Annotated in this window: 3 protein-coding genes; 1 reads left to right on the top strand and 2 read right to left on the bottom strand. The window is 69.6% G+C overall.

The annotated features are described in order from the left end of the window. Both GPA_RS01405 and murI read right to left on the bottom strand, forming a co-directional pair. The coding region (locus GPA_RS01405) for a non-canonical purine NTP pyrophosphatase (protein ID WP_197533053.1) at nt 1–241 on the bottom strand (241 nt) is incomplete at its 3' end. Between the two features lie 95 nt (nt 242–336). Continuing rightward, nucleotides 337–1,278: a glutamate racemase gene (gene murI / locus GPA_RS01410; protein ID WP_015538729.1), complete on the bottom strand. Its 942-nt coding sequence runs from the start codon at nt 1,276–1,278 to the stop codon at nt 337–339. A 119-nt stretch (nt 1,279–1,397) separates the two neighbouring features. On the opposite strand from murI, the gene GPA_RS01415 reads away from it, so the two are divergent. Further along, nucleotides 1,398–1,722: flavodoxin family protein (locus GPA_RS01415; RefSeq protein WP_167536575.1), on the top strand; the 325-nt coding region annotated here is incomplete at its 3' end.

The following is a 1,722-nucleotide window of genomic DNA, read 5'->3' on the forward strand; positions in this document are numbered from 1 at the left end:
CCGCGAGCGCATCAACCACCAGGCCGGAGTCGTCGGCCAACGCCGCGAGCCCGCCGGACGCCTCGTGCGCCGCTTGCGCCTTGATGCGCGCGTTGCCCTCGAACGTGTCGGCGTCCTCCGCCGGGTCGGACTCTATGCCCAGTTCACGCAGCGTGCGGAACTCCCAATCCGGGAAGTCCAGCGCCGTGGCGATCTCCGCTACCTTGTGGGCGTTGTTCGTGGCCAGCACCACCGTCTTCATAGCAGCTCCCCTTCCCTACCGCGCACCGTGGCAAACCGCGGTGCGTCGTCGTCTTTCATCGCCGCCTGGGCTCCGCGGCCCTCGCCGCGCCGCCGTCAAACAAGGTCGACGTGCGCCACCGTGTCGATGGGCTCGCGGAACACGCGGCTGCCGAAGCCGCGGAACTCCTCCAGGTCGTCGCCCGTCGTGAAAAATTCGTAGCGGGCTTCATGGTCGGCACGCGCGTAGGCGCTCCGGCGTGCCAGGATCTCGGCCACGTCGCGCGCCGCCTCCGTCGACGACGAGATGAGCGTGACCTCGCGCCCCATAACCCCGCCGATCAGCGCCTTGAGCAGCGGGAAGTGCGTGCAGCCCAGCACGAGCGTGTCCACGCCCGCGCGCCGCAGCGGTTCCAGGTACTCGCGCGCTATCTCCTCGAACGCCGGGCGGATGTACACCTTCGACGCGAGCGACGTGTAGTTCTCCAGCGGCCCCTCCGCCATGCGGATGCCCTGTTCGGCAATCTCCACGAAACGCGGCGTGGCAGTGGAGAACACGGTGATGCCGGCGTCCAGATGCCGGATGGCCTTCGTGTACGCGTTCGACTCCACCGTGGCCTTCGTGGCCACGACGCCCACGCGGTTGTTCCTCGTGGCGTGCGCCGCCGCGCGCGCCCCCGGCTCCACCACACCGATGACCGGCACGGGGAACGTCCTCTGCGCGTGCGCCAACCCGGCCGCCGTGGCCGTGTTGCAGGCTATGACCACCATCTTCACGCCGCGGTCCACAAGCCAGCCGCCGATCTGCTGCACGAAGCCGTCCACCTCCTGCAGCGTGCGCGGCCCGTAGGGGCACCGCGCCGAGTCGCCCAGGTACACGATGGATTCCCTCGGAAGCGCCTTCGCCAGCTCGCGCGCCACGGTGAGGCCGCCGAACCCGGAGTCGAACACGCCGATGGGCGCATCGTCGAAGGCGGGCGCGGGCGCTGTGGGCCCCGGGGCCGAGGATGGCACCGCGGCTGCGTCGGATGCCGGGGAGGTTGTCTGCATGTCGTCCATGCGGCCAGTATAGCGTAAGGCCCCGGCCGTTGTTCGCCATCGGTACCGGGCTGCCATAGTTTCTGCTAATCTGGAACATGAGCAAAACAGGAACGACCACGCGAGAGGAAGGCACGCCCATGAAGGTCCTGCTGATCAACGGAAGCCCGAACGAGAAGCGCTGCACGCACACCGCGCTGGCCGAGGTGGCCGGCGCGCTCGAGGCCGAGGGCGTGGAGACCGAGATAGCATGGATCGGCCGCGAGGCCGTGCGCGGTTGCCTCGGCTGCGGCGGCTGCGCCAAGCGCGGCGACGCCCGCTGTATCTTCGACGACGACGTGGTGAACGGCCTCATCGCAAAGGCCGAGGCCGCCGACGGCCTGGTGGTGGGCACGCCCGTCTACTACGCCGGCGCGAACGGCGCCCTGCTGGCCGTGCTCGACCGCATGTTCTACGCCGCGAGCG

Origin of the sequence: Gordonibacter pamelaeae 7-10-1-b, assembly GCF_000210055.1 — a bacterium.
Lineage (GTDB): Bacteria > Actinomycetota > Coriobacteriia > Coriobacteriales > Eggerthellaceae > Gordonibacter > Gordonibacter pamelaeae.

What these genes read in the sequence shown, in the direction of transcription:
- murI (WP_015538729.1), bottom strand. Translation starts at nt 1,278, where the DNA reads ATGGACGACATGCAGACAACCTCCCCGGCATCCGACGCAGCCGCGGTG.